Origin of the sequence: Mesorhizobium sp. Root695 (genome assembly GCF_001428185.1) — a bacterium.
GTDB lineage: Bacteria > Pseudomonadota > Alphaproteobacteria > Rhizobiales > Rhizobiaceae > Mesorhizobium.
On sequence record NZ_LMHO01000042.1, the window covers coordinates 105,828 to 118,917 of the forward strand.

General features: G+C 63.3%; 14 protein-coding genes. 8 read left to right on the forward strand and 6 right to left on the reverse strand.

What is annotated here, in order from left to right; genetic code table 11:
* Positions 1 to 48 precede the first annotated feature (48 nt).
* The gene (locus ASD99_RS25845; RefSeq protein ID WP_056586894.1) at positions 49 to 471 is read right to left on the reverse strand and encodes a lysozyme inhibitor LprI family protein; all 423 of its coding nucleotides are present in this window, start codon (positions 469 to 471) and stop codon (positions 49 to 51) included.
* 239 nt (positions 472 to 710) lie between these two features.
* Between ASD99_RS25845 and ykgO the strand changes: the two genes are divergently transcribed.
* The 3 genes from ykgO to ASD99_RS25860 all read left to right on the forward strand — a co-directional run bounded on the left by ykgO (position 711) and on the right by ASD99_RS25860 (position 2,722).
* Positions 711 to 836, forward strand: a complete 126-nt coding sequence (ykgO, locus tag ASD99_RS25850) for a type B 50S ribosomal protein L36 (protein ID WP_006327841.1) — start codon at positions 711 to 713, stop codon at positions 834 to 836.
* Between the two features lie 114 nt (positions 837 to 950).
* Positions 951 to 1,556 (forward strand): tetratricopeptide repeat protein, encoded by a 606-nt coding sequence (locus tag ASD99_RS25855; RefSeq protein ID WP_056586616.1) that lies wholly within the window; start codon positions 951 to 953, stop codon positions 1,554 to 1,556.
* Positions 1,557 to 1,654: 98 nt separating this feature from the next.
* Complete coding sequence (locus tag ASD99_RS25860) at positions 1,655 to 2,722, forward strand: alpha/beta fold hydrolase (protein ID WP_057145328.1); 1,068 nt, start codon at positions 1,655 to 1,657, stop codon at positions 2,720 to 2,722.
* Between the two features lie 3 nt (positions 2,723 to 2,725).
* Here ASD99_RS25860 and pyk read toward each other — a convergent pair whose 3' ends face one another.
* Complete coding sequence (gene pyk / locus ASD99_RS25865; RefSeq protein ID WP_056586612.1) at positions 2,726 to 4,162, reverse strand: pyruvate kinase; 1,437 nt, start codon at positions 4,160 to 4,162, stop codon at positions 2,726 to 2,728.
* The gene (locus ASD99_RS25870) at positions 4,159 to 4,605 is read right to left on the reverse strand and encodes a DUF1036 domain-containing protein (protein ID WP_413813954.1); all 447 of its coding nucleotides are present in this window, start codon (positions 4,603 to 4,605) and stop codon (positions 4,159 to 4,161) included. Before ASD99_RS25870 ends, pyk begins: the two co-directional genes overlap by 4 nt.
* A gap of 287 nt (positions 4,606 to 4,892) precedes the next feature.
* Between ASD99_RS25870 and ASD99_RS25875 the strand changes: the two genes are divergently transcribed.
* The 3 genes from ASD99_RS25875 to ASD99_RS25885 all read left to right on the forward strand — a co-directional run bounded on the left by ASD99_RS25875 (position 4,893) and on the right by ASD99_RS25885 (position 7,311).
* Positions 4,893 to 5,690 carry an N-formylglutamate amidohydrolase gene (locus tag ASD99_RS25875; protein ID WP_056586609.1) on the forward strand — a complete coding sequence of 266 codons (798 nt, stop codon included), beginning with the start codon at positions 4,893 to 4,895 and terminating at the stop codon, positions 5,688 to 5,690.
* A gap of 14 nt (positions 5,691 to 5,704) precedes the next feature.
* Positions 5,705 to 6,013 (forward strand): DUF1244 domain-containing protein, encoded by a 309-nt coding sequence (locus ASD99_RS25880; RefSeq protein WP_056586606.1) that lies wholly within the window; start codon positions 5,705 to 5,707, stop codon positions 6,011 to 6,013.
* 122 nt (positions 6,014 to 6,135) lie between these two features.
* Positions 6,136 to 7,311 (forward strand): MFS transporter, encoded by a 1,176-nt coding sequence (locus ASD99_RS25885; RefSeq protein ID WP_057145329.1) that lies wholly within the window; start codon positions 6,136 to 6,138, stop codon positions 7,309 to 7,311.
* Here the strand turns inward: ASD99_RS25885 and ASD99_RS25890 are convergent.
* Positions 7,275 to 8,183 carry a LysR family transcriptional regulator gene (locus ASD99_RS25890; RefSeq protein ID WP_057145330.1) on the reverse strand — a complete coding sequence of 303 codons (909 nt, stop codon included), beginning with the start codon at positions 8,181 to 8,183 and terminating at the stop codon, positions 7,275 to 7,277. The genes ASD99_RS25885 and ASD99_RS25890 overlap by 37 nt on opposite strands.
* A gap of 95 nt (positions 8,184 to 8,278) precedes the next feature.
* On the opposite strand from ASD99_RS25890, the gene ASD99_RS25895 reads away from it, so the two are divergent.
* Both ASD99_RS25895 and ASD99_RS25900 read left to right on the forward strand, forming a co-directional pair.
* The gene (locus ASD99_RS25895) at positions 8,279 to 8,494 is read left to right on the forward strand and encodes a DUF680 domain-containing protein (RefSeq protein WP_057145331.1); all 216 of its coding nucleotides are present in this window, start codon (positions 8,279 to 8,281) and stop codon (positions 8,492 to 8,494) included.
* 69 nt (positions 8,495 to 8,563) lie between these two features.
* Positions 8,564 to 9,523 (forward strand): SDR family oxidoreductase, encoded by a 960-nt coding sequence (locus tag ASD99_RS25900; RefSeq protein WP_057145332.1) that lies wholly within the window; start codon positions 8,564 to 8,566, stop codon positions 9,521 to 9,523.
* 83 nt (positions 9,524 to 9,606) lie between these two features.
* On the opposite strand, the gene ASD99_RS32780 is transcribed toward ASD99_RS25900, so the two are convergent.
* Positions 9,607 to 9,765, reverse strand: coding sequence for a DUF3309 family protein (locus ASD99_RS32780; RefSeq protein WP_082525418.1), 159 nt, complete (start codon positions 9,763 to 9,765; stop codon positions 9,607 to 9,609).
* A gap of 118 nt (positions 9,766 to 9,883) precedes the next feature.
* A complete protein-coding gene (locus ASD99_RS25905; RefSeq protein WP_057145333.1) occupies positions 9,884 to 13,063 on the reverse strand; it encodes an efflux RND transporter permease subunit in 3,180 nt (1,059 codons plus the stop codon).
* Between the last annotated feature and the right edge of the window lie 27 nt (positions 13,064 to 13,090).

Below are 13,090 nucleotides of genomic sequence, written 5' to 3' on the forward strand. Positions count from 1 at the left end.
GAAACGATGAGCTGCTCTAGCCGTCGCAGCTGACCTGAGAAACGCGCTTCACTGTATGTCGTCGCTCTCGTCTTCGTCGGGACTGGCGCAACTCGCATCGCCTTCCTCGCAATTGGCCGAGGCAGCGAGCTGCTTGACGCGATCATTGGTCAATCTGGTCAGGCATTGCGAAACTTCCATCGGATGTATCGATCCGCCTTCACTGGCAGCGGTGGAATGCGCGCACTCGGCATCGCGAAAAGTGATCCAGGCGCGTTGCGCCACCTGCAGCAATCTCTTGCCGTCGGCATCATCTGAGCTGATGAGGTCCTGGTAGGCCTTGTTGAGCCTGGCGTCGGCCGCCTGGTAATCCTCGCCGGCGCAGATGTTCATCATCTGCTGGCTGTCGTCGCTGCGGTCGCACTCCTGCGCGCGGGCAACCGAGCCTCCCGCCGACAGGGCAAGGCAGGCAAACAGGAACATTCGGCGCATATTCATCCCCAAATCACTTCATGGCGGCCGCATCATCCCAGCCGGTCCGAGGCCGCGCAATGCCGCAGGGCCGACATGGCGGATATTTGATGATAGGGATGATTCACATCCGCTATGGAGCGCTTGCGGTTGACACGGACAAGGCTCCTCGTTTATGAGCCTCCCACAGTTCAAAGGCGCGTCTTCTGGCGCGCCTTAAAATTTCGACCCGAAGCGGGTCCACACCGACAGGCAAGACCATGAAGATCAAGAATTCGCTCAAGGCGCTGAAGGCGCGTCACCGCGACAACCAGCTGGTTCGCCGCAAGGGCCGCGTCTACATCATCAACAAGACCGCCCCGCGCTACAAGGCACGCCAGGGCTGAGTTTTCGGGCCGGAGGCGCGTTGCCTCCGCCCAATTGATGCTTGTTGCCGGTCTGCCGGCCTTTTCACGCCAAATTCAGTTTGACGTTCCGCCCCCCGGGACTAGAGTCCGGCGATGCGGGTTCTTTTTGCATTTTTGACATCTCTGCTCGTTTCCGGCGTCATTTGTGGCGCGGCATGGGCGGATGATGCTGTCGTGCCGCCGGCCATCCAGGACGCGCCGCCGGTGGCAACGACAAAACAAGCCCGTCTCGACCAGTTGTTCAGCGACCTGAAACGCGAGCGCAACGAAAAGGCGGCCGAGCGCATTGCCGGCAACATCTGGAATGAGTGGTCGCAATCCGGCAGCGCCTCGATCGATCTGATGATGCAATGGTCGCAAAAGGCCGTAGAAGGCCAGAAATTCGACGTCGCGCTCGATTTCCTCGACCAGGTGGTGATCTTGCAGCCGACCTATGCCGAAGGCTGGAACCGGCGCGCCACGGTGCATTTCATGATGAAGAACTACGGTAAGTCGATGTCCGACATCGACCATACGCTGCAGCTCGAGCCGCGCCATTTCGGTGCGCTGTCCGGTCTGGCGCAGATCATGGCGCTGACCGGCCACAAGCAATCGGCACTCGAGGCCTGGCAGAAGGTGCTGGCCATCTATCCGATGATGCGCAGCGCCCAGGATCAGGTCGGCACGATTTCGGAAGAGCTTGCCGGCGAAGGGATTTAAGGGAATAGACAGTAGGGATTAGGCAGTAGGCGCAGATCGCGTGCGGAACACACTGCCTATTCCAGAACTTATCCCCCTCCACGCCCGTATATCTTCCCATGAACCTGATCTACGCCGTCCTCGCCTTCCTGATGGCGCTTGTCTTCAGCCTTGTCGGCGTCACCCGCGTCGGCTCATGGCTGATCGAGCGCCGCAATCCGCCGATCGGCGAATTCGCCGAAATCAACGGCGCCCCCATCCACTATGTCCATGTTCCCGCACCCGCCAATCCCGACCTGCCGCCGATCGTCTTCATCCACGGCGCCAGCGCCAATCTCAGGGACCAGATGCTGCCGCTGCGCCCGCTGTTGGAAGGGCGTGCCGAAATGCTGTTCTTCGATCGGCCAGGCCACGGCTGGTCGGGGCGCGGCCCCGGCAACAACGAGGACCCGTCGACGCAGGCCAACACCATTGCCGCGCTGATGGACCGTCTCGGCATGAAAAAAGCCGTCATCGTCGGCCATTCCTTCGGCGGTGTGGTGACATCGGCCTTCGGCCGCGAGCATCCAGACAAGACACTCGGGCTGGTCTTTCTCGCGCCGGCGACCCATCCTTGGCCGGGCGGCGCAACCTCTTGGTATTACAATCTGACCACCATGCCGGTAGTCGGCTGGTTGTTTTCCGAAACGCTGACCTACCCGGCCGGAACGCTGCAGATGGCAGAGGCCACCACCTGCGTATTCGCGCCAAACAAGGTGCCGGACAACTATGCCGGCGAGGTTTCGATTCCGCTGGTGCTCAGGCCCAATGCCTTTCGCGCCAACGCCACCGATGTCGCGGGGCTTTACCGCTATGCGGTCGACGCCTCGCCGCACTACCGCGAGATCAAGGCGCCGACAATTGTCATCTCCGGTGACCGCGACAAGGTGGTCTATGCCACGATCCATTCGGTCGGCCTCGTGCGCGATATCCCCCGTGCCGAACTGGTCTGGGTGCACAATCTTGGCCACAAGCCGGACTGGATCGCATCCGATCTCGTCGTCGGCGCGATCGGAAAAATTGCCGGCAAGGATATCGACCTGCAGGCGATGACGAAGGCGGTGGAAGCACGGATTGCCAACGACGCCTTCGGTGCCGGCAAATGCGTCGACATCAAGGTGCCGGACGCCGAACTGGCGCCGACCTAAAGGTTAGCGGCTGGCTTGCGTGTCCGACCCGATATAAGCGATGCGCAGCATGTTGGTCGAGCCCGGCGTCCTCAGCGGCACACCCGCGGTGATGATGACGCGGTCGCCGGGCTTGCCGAAGCCTTCGTCGAAGGCGATGCGGCAGGCGCGGTCGACCATGTCGTCAAGATCGATTGCATCGGGTGAGACGACGCAATGCGTGCCCCACAAAAGCGACAGCCGTCGCGCCGTGTTGAGGATCGGCGACAGGGCGATGATCGGCACCTGCGGCCGCTCACGGGCGGCGCGCAGACCGGTGGTGCCGGATGCCGTGTAGGTGATGATCGCCGACAGCTTCAGCGTTTCGGCGATCTCGCGCGCGGCCAGCGAAATGGCGTCGGCGCCGGTCGCTTCCGGCTCGGAGCGCTGGGCATTGATGATGCCGGCATAGGTCGGATCGGTTTCGACCTTGGTGGCGATACGGTTCATCATCGCCACCGCCTCGACCGGATAGGCGCCGGCTGCTGATTCCGCCGACAGCATGATGGCATCGGCGCCTTCGAAGACGGCGATCGAAACATCGGACACCTCGGCGCGGGTCGGCACCGGTGCAGTGATCATCGATTCCAGCATCTGCGTTGCAACCACCACCGGCTTGCCGGCGCGGCGTGCGGCGCGCGTGATCTGCTTCTGGATGCCGGGCACCGCCTCGAGCGGCATCTCGACGCCGAGATCGCCGCGGGCGACCATCAGCGCGTCGGACAGTTCGATGATCTCGGCCAGCCGCGCTACGGCCTGCGGCTTTTCGATCTTGGCCATGATCAGCGCCCGGCCGCGTGCGATCTTGCGCGCCTCGGCCAGATCCTCCGGCCGCTGCACGAAGGACAGCGCGACCCAGTCGACGCCTGTCGCCAGCACGGCATCGAGATCCTTGCGGTCCTTCTCGGTCAGCGCACCGACCGGCAGGTCGGTGTCGGGCAGGCTGACGCCTTTCTTGTCGGAGATCGTGGTGCCGGCGACGACGGTGCAGACGATCGACTTGCCGTCGCTTCTCACCGCCTTCAGCTCGAGCTTGCCGTCGTCGATCAGCAGGCGATGGCCGGCTTCGACCGAGGTCAGGATTTCCGGATGCGGCAGATAGACCCTGGTCGACGTGCCGGGCTCGGGATTGTCGTCGAGCGTGAAGGTCTGGCCGACGGTCAGCACTTCCCTGCCATTGGCGAACTTGCCGACGCGCAGCTTGGGACCCTGCAGATCGGCCAGGATGCCGATCGGCCGGCCGACTGCTTCCTCGACAGCGCGGATGCGCGCGACCAGCGTGCGCATCAGTTCGTGATCGGTATGGCTCATATTGATGCGGAACACATCGGCGCCCGCTTCGAACAGTTTCTTCAGCATCTCCTCCGACGAGGAGGCCGGACCGATGGTGGCTAGGATCTTGACCTTGCGGCTACGTCTCATTGACTGTTTGTTCCCGGGGCGGCTGGAGCGCCTCCCGTTGTGGACTCATCGGTCAGCTGGACCATCCAGCTTGCCTGTTCGCCCGTGTCATATTCCTGGAATCCGGCGCGCTGGAAGCCCCGGGCGACGCAGTCGGTTACGCCGGCGATCTTGAACTCTTTTTCAGCCACGCACATGTTGATCGGGCCGTCCCAGCGTCCACCGCGCTCGGCGTCTTCTGCATAAAGATAGTAAAACCTTGATGACAGCGGCCCTTCGATCAGCGTCTTGCAGCTCGATCCCTCGATGTGCCACCAGCCCTCGGTGATCCAGCCGGCCTTGGCGCGATAGCCGATACCGACGCCGACCAGGTTCTGCGTGGCGTTGCAGACGCGGAAATCGGCGCGCGCCGGCGAGGCCATGGCCACCGCCGACAGGCCCACGGCAAGGCTCAGGAGCGGCATGGCAAAGGCAGAGCGCATGCGCTGCCTGCCGGCGGAACTCATCCGAAAACCCCTCAAGAACCACATCAGCATCTCTCTGCGCCCCTTTTCGGAAAAGTCCGGGCGCATGTCAACGCACCGTTTTGTTCAATTCCAATCGATTTAGAAAGGCTCCGGCGCACAATTCGCCGACTCCTGCCAGATTTCCCGGGAAACCTTGGCCAAACAACGGCATTGCGCAAGCGTCGTCTTCGTGAAATGACGATAGCACCCTCCCCGGAAGCCAGCGAACAGACCATTTCCCACCAATGACCCGATCCACAGTTTTCGCGCCTTTCGATGTTGTCGAAGGCGACCGCAAGCGAGGCATCGTGCTCCTGGGCGATCATGCCCGCCGCGACCTGCCCGACGACTATGGCAGCCTCGGCCTCCCCTTGGCGGAGTTCGACCGCCACATAGCCTATGACATCGGCGTCGAGGCGGTGACGCGCGAACTGGCCGCTCTGCTTGGTGTGCCGGCGGTGCTCGCCAATTTTTCGCGGCTGCTGATCGATCCCAATCGTGGCGAGGACGATCCGACGCTCATTCGCCAGCTCTATGACGGCACCGTCGTGCCCGGGAATTACCCCATCGCTCCAGAGCAGCGCGAAAGACGGCTCGACCGCTTCTACCGGCCCTATCACGACGCCGTCGGCGCCATGATCGCCTCGGTCGCGCAGGCCTCTGCCCAGGCGCCCTTCATCTTCTCCGTGCATTCCTTCACCCCAACCATGCAAGGAATCCAGCGTCCCTGGCATGTCGGCATCCTGTGGGACCTCGACGACCGCGTGGCACGGCCGCTGATCGACATGCTGGCAGAGGATAAAAACCTCGTCGTCGGCGACAACGAGCCCTATGACGGCGCGCTGCGTGGCGACACCATGTACAAGCATGCCATCGTCAACGGTTTCGCCCATGCGCTGATCGAGATCCGCCAGGACCTGATCGCTGACCAGAAGGGCGCGCTCGCCTGGGCCGAACGCCTGGCGCCGATCGTTGACGCCATCGACCGCCGTCCCGATATACATGTGGTCAAGCAATTCGGCTCCCGCACCGGGCCGCTATGACGGAGGCTGTGACCATGACCGAACTCAGTGACGAGCAGCAACGCGATTTCGAGGCTGCCGCCTTTCGCCGGCTGGTCGAGCATCTGCGCGAGCGCAACGACGTGCAGAACATCGACCTGATGAACCTCGCCGGCTTCTGCCGCAACTGCCTGTCGAACTGGTATCGCGAGGCGGCCAATGCCGACGGCATCGACCTCACCAAGGACCAGTCGCGCGAGATCGTCTACGGCATGCCTTACGCGCAATGGCAGGCGCTCAACCAGACCGAGGCCTCGGACGCCAAGAAGGCCGAATTCGAGGCAAGGCGACCCAAGGACCACTAGGTCAACCGTCGACACTCTCGATCGCCTCGTTTGGTCCAAATGCTTTCCCGAAACAGTGCTTGACTGAAAATTGAATCGATCTAATTTGCCGCGCGAAGCCATTTTCTGACCGGATTCGCCTTATGAACGCTTCGAATGCCATGCAGACTGCCATTCGTGGACGATGGGCCGTGGCGGCCATTTTCCTCGCCAACGGCTTCCTGACCGGCAGCTGGGCGCCGCAGATCCCGGTGTTCCTGGCCCGGCTCGACATCTCGAAGTTCACGCTCGGCCTGCTGATCCTGCTGTTCGGCGCGGGCGCCGTCGCCGCCATGACCTGGTGCGGTCATTTGATCTCCAGACATGGTTCGCGCACCGTGCTGCGCTGGTTCGGCCTTTGCGGCAGCCTCGGCCTGCTGGTCGTGGCATTGGCACCCAACGTGCCGCTGGCAGCCATCGCCATGTTCATCTTTGGTGGCTCGATCGGCGGCATGGACGTCGCCATGAACGCCAATGCCGTGGTGGTCGAACGACGGCTCTCCCGCGCCATCATGTCGTCGTCGCACGGCTTCTGGAGCCTCGGCGGATTCGCGGGCGGCGGCCTCGGCGGATTCGCCATCCAGACTTTCGGCCATCTCGCTCATGCGGCGGTGGTCACCGCATTCGCCTTGGCGGTAATCGCGGTGGCGGTTCGCCATCTGGTCGGCGAGGGCAGGCCGCAGGCGGCGGGGCATCACAAATTTACGCTGCCGGCAAACCCGCTGGTCTATCTAGTTGGCCTGATGGCCCTGCTGACGATGATCTCCGAGGGCGCGGTGCTCGACTGGGCAGCGCTGTATCTCAGGCAGGAACTCGGCGCCGACCTTGCCATCGCCGGCCTCGCATACGCGGCCTTTTCCGGTGTCATGGCAATCATGCGCTTCTTCGGCGACGGCGTGCGCAACCGCTTCGGCGCGGTGGCGACGCTGCGCGGCTCGGCGGTTGTCGCGGCCGCCGGCATGCTGATCGCCGGACTGTCGCCCTCGCCCTGGCTTGCGATCGCCGCCTTTGCCTTGTGCGGCTTCGGCATCGCCAACATGGTGCCGATCATCTTCTCGGCTGGCGGCAACCAGGAAGGCATGTCGTCGGGCACCGGCATGAGCGTCGTCACCACCATGGGGTACTCAGGCATCCTGGTGGCGCCATCAGCGATCGGCTTCGTTGCCGAGCACTCCAGCTTCGGCCCGATCTTCGTCGCTATGTCAGGGCTGCTGATCGTCGTGTTGCTGATGGCCGGACTCGCTCACCGCGCCGAATTCGCGGCAGCGCCCGCCGAATAGCGTTTCAGTTCCTCGTAGAGGAAATCCACTACCCGGCGGATGCGCACGCTGGTACGGACGTCGCGATGCATGGCCAGCCACACCGGCAGAACGGGCAGTGGCAGATCAGGCAGCAGCTTCTCCACCAATGGGTCGCGATCCACCAGCGGCTCCTGGCCGAGACCGATGCCGTTTCCCGCCCGCACCGCTTCCCACAAAACGATCTGGTTGTCGGCCCGGAAGCGAAAACTGCTGCGGGTGACCGGGATGCCATACTGGGTAAAGCCTCTGATGATGTCGTCGCTGCGGTCGAAGCCGACCAAATCGTGGTCGACAAGGTCGACGGGATTCAGCGGATGGCCGCGCCGGTCGAGATAGGATCTGGCGGCGCAGGCGCAGAGCGGAATATCGCAGATCTTGCGCGCCGTCAGCTCATTCTGCGCCGGCTTGACCATGCGGATGGCGATGTCGGCATCCCTGCGCAACAGGTTCTCGACCTGGTTTGAAGCAACGATCTCGACCTCGATGCCGGGTTCCTCGATCCCCAATCGCATCGTCATCTCGGGCAGCACATAGGCCGCCACCACCTCGCTGGCGGCGATGCGCACCGTACCTTCGATGGCCTCGACCGAACCCAGCGCCAGCAGTGAGAAGGCGCTTGCCTGCTCGCTGACCGCCTTGCCGCGTTCGAACAGCGTGCTGCCGGCCTCCGTCAGTTCATAGCCGCGCCGTCCACGCCGGAACAGCGCGACGCCGAGCGCCTGTTCGAGCTCGCCGATGTGACGGCCAAGCGTCGGCTGGCTTGCCGAGAGCTTTCGCGCGGCAGCCGACAGGCTGCCGGTTTCCGCCACGGTGACAAAGCTCTTGATCAGGTTCCAGTCGATTTCGGCCATTCATTTCTGAATATCAAAACTCCATTCATAGTCAATTTCAATTCACCTGAGAGGCCATCATATTCGGGCTGCAAACACCAACAAGGAGACCAGAAATGAAAAAGATCGCTCTCACCGCCGCCGCCATCCTCATCGCTACGGCCACCGCTTATGCCGGCAGCGACAAGTTTGGCTCGAACAACGCCAGCCAGCCGGCTGCCCCCGTCGTCAGCGCCGACAGCACGATCACCACCTCGATCCGCAAGCCGGATGCGGCCGTCCACAAGCCGGTCCCGCAGGGCAGCAACCGCAACCTCTTCGGCAATCGCTGATCCCGATCGTGCTTGTCGCTGATCGCGCCTCCAACCGACCACGCAAATCCGAACCCAGGAGTACTTCCAATGACCAAGATCGCAATTCTCGGTGCCAATGGCCGGCTCGGCCGCGTGGCCGCCAAGGCCTTCATCGACGCCGGCTACGAGGTCCGCGCCGTCACCCGCAGCGGTAAGGTGCCGGCCGGACTCAAGGGTGCCACGGCCGTTGCCGGTGACGGGCTCGACCGCGATGCGCTTATCCGCGCCACGGAAGGTGTTGACATAATCTTCAACGGCCTAAACCCGATCTACACCGAATGGGTCAAGTGCATGCCGATGGCCGAGAACGTCGTGGCCGCCTGCCGGGCGAACGGCGCTTTGCACCTTGCTCCGGGCAACGTCTACAATTTCGGTTCGCCGATTCCGGCGGTGATATCAGAAGACACGCCCTTCCACCCGACGACCGAAAAGGGTCGCATCCGCGTCGCCATGGAAGACCTGTTTCGCCGCGAGGCCGACGCCGGGCGCGTCCGCACCATTCTTCTGCGGGCCGGCGACTTCTTCGGCGGCACCGGCAGCGGCTCGTGGTTCGATCTGGTCGTGGCCGCCAAGATGAACAAGGGCATCTATACCGCGCCCGGCCCGGTCGATCTGGTGCATGAATGGGCCTACCTGCCGGATCTGGCCAAGGCTTTCGTTGGGCTGGTGCAAAACCTGGACAAGCTCGGCTCCTTCGAAGCGTTGAACTTCCCGGGCCATGCCGTCACCGACCTGGAGATCAAGGCAGCAGCAGAAAAGGCGCTTGGTCGCCCGCTCAAGATGACCTCGATGGCCTGGTGGGTGCTGCGCGCCGGCAGCCCGTTCGTGGCGATGTGGCGCGAGATCGTCTCGATGTCCTACCTGCGCTTCGAGCCGCACCAACTGGTTTCGGCAAGGCTGGAAGGCATCATCGGTGCGATCCCGCATACGCCGCTGGATCAGGCGGTCACCGAGGCGCTCAAGGATATCGGCATCGCCACCGTGAATCGCGCTGCGAAGGCTGCCTGACAGGCAAGGCGGGCGCGCGGCTACGAGCCTGCCGCCCCCGTCCCTTCAGACTGAAAAGTCTCTCTACGGACCGAAAGGGCGGCTCAGAGCCGCCCCATCAGCAGCAACACCAGAAGCACCACCAGCACCACGCCGACAATGCCCGACGGCCCATACCCCCAGGAGCGCGAATGCGGCCAGGCCGGCACCGCGCCGATGAGGACAAGGATAAGGACGATAATGAGAATGGTGGTGATCGGCATAGGAACCCCGCGCTTTGACGTTGCCACGGGACAATGCTTTCGCATCGCCCTTGGGGGGACAATGCAAAAGGCCGCCCGGTTGTTCCGGGCGGCCTTTGCCGGTCAAATCGGCAATGGTCTATTCTGCGGCTTTCGGAAAGGCGATCTCCGGCTCGGCTCCGACATCCTGCCCCGGCTCATCGGTCGACGAAATCTCGCCCTTGCCGCGGCGGAACAGCCGGCTGAACCAGCCGCGCCGTGCACCCGGCTTGACCTTTGCGCGGGTGAACACCATCAGCATCGACGGCGTCACCACCAGCGTCAGCACGGTGGCGAAGGACAGGCCGAAGACGATCGCCGAGGACAGCGAAATCCACCACTGCGTCGACGGCGCGTTGATCGTCGTCTCGTGATGGAAGATTTCGAGGCCGAGGCCGAAGGCGATCGGCAGCACGCCGAGAATGGCCGACACCGCGGTCAGCACCACCGGGCGGGCACGTTCCCTGCAGGTCTGCAGCACCGCTTCTACCTTGTCCCAGCCCTCTTCGCGCAGCCGGTCATAGGTGTCGATCAGCACGATGTTGTTGTTCACCACCACGCCTGCCAGCGCGATGACGCCGATGCCCGACATGACGATACCGAACGTCTCGCCTGTTATCAGCAGGCCGAGGAACACGCCGATCGTCGCCATGACCACGCAGGACAGCACCAGCCAGACGCTGGTGAACTTGTTGAACTGCGCGAGCAGCACCAGGAAGATCAGGAAAATCGCCGCTCCGAATGCTTTGCTGAGGAAGGCGCTGGCTTCGGCGCTGTCCTCGTTCGAGCCGGCCAGCTTCCAGCGGATGCCGCTGCCCAGATCCATATCGGAGACGGCTTTAGTGACCTGCTCCTGCACGGCCGCGACCTGCGCGCCGGCGGCGACATTGGCCTGGACGACCACCGTACGCGCGCCGTCGATGCGGTTGAGGATGCCGACTGTCGGTTCGGGCTTGCGCACGACGAAGTTCGAGATCGGCACCGAGCCTTGCGAGGTCTGTACCCGCAGCTCGTCGAGCGTCGACAGCGTGCGCCGGTCCTCGGGCAGGCGCAGACGGATGTCGACGGCGTCATCGGCTCCGGCCGGTCGATATTCCGAGAGCTTCAACCCGTTGGTCACCAGTTGCACCACGGTGCCGACCGAGGTCGGGCTGATGCCATACTGCGCCGCCTTGGCGCGGTCGACCTCGAGCGCCCAGTCGACGCCGGGGGGCGGCAGACCGTCGGAAATGTCGATGACGCCAGGCACCTTGCCGATGCGCGCCGCGACGGCCCGAGCCTTGTCGTCGAGCCCCTTGGGGTCGACGGCCGAAAGCCTGATCTGGATCGGCTTGCCGGTCGGCGGACCGGCCTCCGGCACGCGCACCTCGACATCGACGCCGGGAATGCCGGCCATGACGCCGCGCAAATCGTCCAGGATGTGGTTCGCCGACTTGCGCTCGCGCCAGTCGATGAACTCATACTGGATGACGCCAACAACGTCTTCGGGAACATCCTGGCCGCCGCCTTGCGTCTTGCCGACGCGGGTGTAAACCGACTTCACGCCCGGCCAGCCGAGCAGCCTGTTTTCCGCTATCTTGGTTGCGGTATCCATTTCGGCCAGCGAGAGATTGCCGCGCGCATGCACGTAGAGCAGGCCGTAATCCGGCTCGACATTCGGGAAGAACTCGACGCCGGCGCCATATTTCGAATAGGCAAAGCCGACGCCGAACAGCAGCGCGACGGTCAGCACCAGCACGGTGACGGGGAAGCGCACCGCCTGCTTGACGATTGCCATGTACCAGCCGTCGCGATTGTCATCCTCGTGATGCGGCGGCGCCTTGGCGAAGATCGCACCCAGCGTCGGTGCAAAGACCAGCGCGTAGAGCATCGAGGCCGAGAGTGTTACGATCAGCGTGATCGGCATGTATTTCATGAAATCGCCAATGATGCCCGGCCAGAAGAGCAGCGGTGAGAAGGCGGCGATACGCGTCATCGTCGCGGCGATGACCGGACCAGCCATGCGCTTGGCGGCAAGCGCGAAGGCTTCCTCCTTGGGCATGCCTTCGCTCATCCGTCGCTCGGCGAACTCGGTGACGATGATGGCATCGTCGACCAGCATGCCGACGGCCAGGATCAGGCTGAACAGCACGATCATGTTGATCGTGTAGCCCATCATCGCCAGCAGCAGGATGCCGATCAGGAAGGACGATGGAATGGCCAGGCCAATGAGCAGCGAGGCGCGGCCGGACAGCGCGTAGAGAATGACGATGAACACCAGGATGACGGCGATCATGACGTGGTTCTGCAGATCGCCCAGCAGCTGGTTGACGAAGACCGACTTGTCCTGCGTGTAGGTGACATTCATGCCCTCGGGCATGGACTTGACGAACTCGTCGGACACCGTCCGCACCTTGGCGATGGTGTCGATCAGGTTGGAGCCGATGCGCTTCTTGACTTCGATGGCGATGGCCGGCTTGCCGTTGAGGCGGGTCACCGTCTCGGCATCCTTGAAGGTCGAGCGGATCGTCGCGATATCCTTGGCCTGCACCACGGCATTGGGGCCGGAGACCACCGGCAGCGCCGCGACATCCTCCGGCGTTTCGATCAGCGACGGCACCTTGACCGCGTATTTGCCTTCCGAGCCTTCGATGTTGCCGGCGGCGACCAGGCTGTTGGAGTTGCCGACCGCACCGATCAGTTGATCGAGCTGCAAACCATAGGAAGACAGCTTCATCGGATCGATGACGACCTCGACGAGGTCGTCGCGCGCACCCTGCAGCGAGCCTTCGAGAACACCGGGCACCTCTTCGATGCGGTCGCGCAGTTCGCGCGCGGCGGCGGTCAGCACGCGTTCGGGCAATTCACCCGACAGCGTGACGACGAGCACCGGAAACTCGGAAATGTTGACTTCGTTGACCGTCGGTTCCTCGGCCGCTTGCGGCAGGTCGGCCTTGGCGTCCTGCACCTTGCTGCGCGTGTCCTGCAGCGCGGTGGCAAGGTTCGTCTGCGGCTGGAATTCGACCAGCACGTAGCCGCCGCCCTGGAAGGCGGCCGAACGCATTTCCTTGAGGCCCTTCAGGCTCTTCAGCTTGCTTTCCATCGGCCGCAACAGCAGCCGTTCCGAATCCTCGGGCGAAATACCCTGATAGATCAGGCTGATATACATCATCGGAATCGGAACATCGGGCTCCGCTTCCTTCGGCGTCGACTGGTAGGCGACCGCGCCGGCTAGGATGAGGAAGACCAGGACCGAGATGGTCAGGCGGGCATTGTTGATTGCGAGTCTGACGATATCCATGGCTAACGCCTGTTCTTGAATTTCAGG

Excerpts from the sequence above, each read along its gene's own strand:
- ASD99_RS25845 (WP_056586894.1), bottom strand. The coding sequence starts at position 471 with ATGCGCCGAATGTTCCTGTTTGCCTGCCTTGCCCTGTCGGCGGGAGGC.
- ykgO (WP_006327841.1), top strand. The coding sequence starts at position 711 with ATGAAGATCAAGAATTCGCTCAAGGCGCTGAAGGCGCGTCACCGCGAC.
- ASD99_RS25855 (WP_056586616.1), top strand. The coding sequence starts at position 951 with ATGCGGGTTCTTTTTGCATTTTTGACATCTCTGCTCGTTTCCGGCGTC.
- ASD99_RS25860 (WP_057145328.1), top strand. The coding sequence starts at position 1,655 with ATGAACCTGATCTACGCCGTCCTCGCCTTCCTGATGGCGCTTGTCTTC.
- pyk (WP_056586612.1), bottom strand. The coding sequence starts at position 4,162 with ATGAGACGTAGCCGCAAGGTCAAGATCCTAGCCACCATCGGTCCGGCC.
- ASD99_RS25870 (WP_413813954.1), bottom strand. The coding sequence starts at position 4,605 with ATGCCGCTCCTGAGCCTTGCCGTGGGCCTGTCGGCGGTGGCCATGGCC.
- ASD99_RS25875 (WP_056586609.1), top strand. The coding sequence starts at position 4,893 with ATGACCCGATCCACAGTTTTCGCGCCTTTCGATGTTGTCGAAGGCGAC.
- ASD99_RS25880 (WP_056586606.1), top strand. The coding sequence starts at position 5,705 with ATGACCGAACTCAGTGACGAGCAGCAACGCGATTTCGAGGCTGCCGCC.
- ASD99_RS25885 (WP_057145329.1), top strand. The coding sequence starts at position 6,136 with ATGAACGCTTCGAATGCCATGCAGACTGCCATTCGTGGACGATGGGCC.
- ASD99_RS25890 (WP_057145330.1), bottom strand. The coding sequence starts at position 8,183 with ATGGCCGAAATCGACTGGAACCTGATCAAGAGCTTTGTCACCGTGGCG.
- ASD99_RS25895 (WP_057145331.1), top strand. The coding sequence starts at position 8,279 with ATGAAAAAGATCGCTCTCACCGCCGCCGCCATCCTCATCGCTACGGCC.
- ASD99_RS25900 (WP_057145332.1), top strand. The coding sequence starts at position 8,564 with ATGACCAAGATCGCAATTCTCGGTGCCAATGGCCGGCTCGGCCGCGTG.
- ASD99_RS32780 (WP_082525418.1), bottom strand. The coding sequence starts at position 9,765 with ATGCCGATCACCACCATTCTCATTATCGTCCTTATCCTTGTCCTCATC.
- ASD99_RS25905 (WP_057145333.1), bottom strand. The coding sequence starts at position 13,063 with ATGGATATCGTCAGACTCGCAATCAACAATGCCCGCCTGACCATCTCG.